This is a genomic window from Candidatus Symbiopectobacterium sp. (assembly GCF_020054415.1).
Taxonomy (GTDB): Bacteria; Pseudomonadota; Gammaproteobacteria; order Enterobacterales; family Enterobacteriaceae; genus Symbiopectobacterium.
The window spans coordinates 1-1,879 of sequence record NZ_JAHWCO010000599.1 but is presented as its reverse complement, the minus strand read 5'-3'; the positions used below and the strand labels follow the sequence as shown (position 1 = coordinate 1,879).

Below are 1,879 nucleotides of genomic sequence, written 5' to 3'. Positions count from 1 at the left end.
TCAGCATTAAGGGCAGCTTCAACGCTGATCTTTTTCAGAAGGCGATCAAACTGGTTGAGATCGTCAGGGGTTTTGAGATTTTTGGCCAGCTCGTTAGCCAGAGCCTGTAACTATTTTTCTTCCATAAAGTAACCTGCTTTTGATGTTGGATTGAACATATCAAAATAAGGAAATTACACAATCTCGTGTACAGGCTCGGGTACGTTCAACGCCATTGGCGAGAAGTTGCCTTGCAATTTTGAGCGAGGCGCTATGCTCGCCTTCTTGGCGTCCTTTCAGGATGCCACGTTGCTCGCCTTCCTGCCGTAGCTGTTCTGCAATCGTCATGACATCCTCCTGATAATCTTGTGTCTGTGCCGCGATGGTGTGCAAAAACTGTCTGGTGTCTGAGCTTTCGCCTCGACCTACAATATAGTACATCAGGCTACGGAACTGCTCTTTCGGTATAGACCACAGATAGAGCAGGCGGGCGATATCTCCTGCCAGTTCCAGCATGTCCCGTGTACGGATGTGTTTTTGCACCAATTCCAGCAGTGCTACCCGCCGATGAGAGAGTATTTCATCATCCGGCATAGCGGTGATATCAACCAACGGGAATGCCTGTGTATAGACTGATTCTGCCAGTTCAGGGTCAGCAAAGCAATCGAGCCATTGGGTGCTGTAGGGGTAGGGCGACGTGGTACCTCATTTTCATAGTTTGACGGATGCCATTGATACTTCTACGTCCGCAGGCCGTTTTTTCTTTCATGTGATGAGCGCGTTGGCACAGATGGAGCGGGAACTGATTGTTGAGCGTACCCAGGCTGGTTTAGCCGCAGCAAGAAGCAAAGGACATATTGGAGGCAGACCACAGTCGCTATCTTTTGCACAGCAGCAGGAAGCTCAAAAATTATTGGCGAATGGTCATAGCAGAAAACAGTTGGCATTACTGTATGGGGTTTCATTGGCTAGCATATACAAACATTGTCCAGTTAATCTAAATGCCCGAACAGGTCAAAGCGGCCCTGCCGAAAAATAAAAGTGTAATTTCGTTGCACTGATGGAAACAAAAGTAACCCGCCATTTATCGCACGTTTTGGTTTCAAATATCGCGCGGCGCATCAGTATTTGACCCTGAAGGAAGATCGTCAAGATAGAAGCTAACCATTTGTACTTCAGGGAATGCGCGGCCTACACCATCACAATCCACCACTGGGATCTGCTTTTGCGCGGCCAGAATCATTGGTATCAACGAGTTAATACCGCCGACTTCAATAGGGAAAGTTCCTGTAGCACATCGCGCAAGCATTGTCTCCATCATCTCAAAGGCACGTATCACTTGCGATGGAGAAATAATTTTCTCAATCGCCACCGTCGGCGCCCCCATTGAACTACAGGGGATAAAAAGTGCGTCATCATCAATATCGTTAATATTCCACAGATGAACTGGCCCCCAGTAGTTCATCGCCTGCTTTGCAATCAAAGCGCCAAGATAAGGATCCCCACCTCCACCCGATCCTAATACCGATGCGCCTAACGCGATATCATCAATGGCTTGTTCGTCAATATAACGGCTCATACATAATCCAATCGGCTAGTTTCGAGAATACGGTTCGGGTCGTGTATTCAATGAGTTGATGTAGCATCAAACGTAGTACTCGCGTTCGATGTAAGTACCGATGATCCTATCGTACATTTCGGATGATTTTGAATATCCCAGCGTCTTGCGATTGAGCCGTTGCAATCGGTTACGCAGTGTCAGATGTGCACGCTCAATACGCTGTGTATACAGCTTGCTAACAATATGTTTTACTTTTGGAAGTTCGTCGTTGTAAGCCCTGTAGCCATCCGTGTTTGCATGACTGACGACGGTAACGCTGATGGCCACTTTTGCCATAAC

The 1,879-nt window shown here is 47.4% G+C and carries 2 protein-coding genes and 2 pseudogenes; 1 reads left to right on the top strand and 3 read right to left on the bottom strand.

The genetic code is table 11. The annotated features are described in order from the left end of the window. Positions 1–159 precede the first annotated feature (159 nt). Positions 160–672: pseudogene (locus QZ506_RS17510) on the bottom strand (Rpn family recombination-promoting nuclease/putative transposase); the annotation flags it as partial. A 13-nt stretch (positions 673–685) separates the two neighbouring features. Between QZ506_RS17510 and QZ506_RS17505 the strand changes: the two are divergent. Next, a pseudogene (locus tag QZ506_RS17505) lies at positions 686–1,018 on the top strand (recombinase family protein); the annotation flags it as partial. A gap of 63 nt (positions 1,019–1,081) precedes the next feature. Here QZ506_RS17505 and QZ506_RS17500 read toward each other — a convergent pair. Together QZ506_RS17500 and QZ506_RS17495 are read right to left on the bottom strand one after the other, a co-directional pair. Continuing rightward, positions 1,082–1,558, bottom strand: a complete 477-nt coding sequence (locus QZ506_RS17500; RefSeq protein WP_291972914.1) for a DUF917 family protein — start codon at positions 1,556–1,558, stop codon at positions 1,082–1,084. A 66-nt stretch (positions 1,559–1,624) separates the two neighbouring features. Next, positions 1,625–1,879, bottom strand: a 255-nt coding sequence (locus QZ506_RS17495) for an IS1 family transposase (RefSeq protein ID WP_291972913.1), incomplete at its 5' end; no start/stop codon positions are given.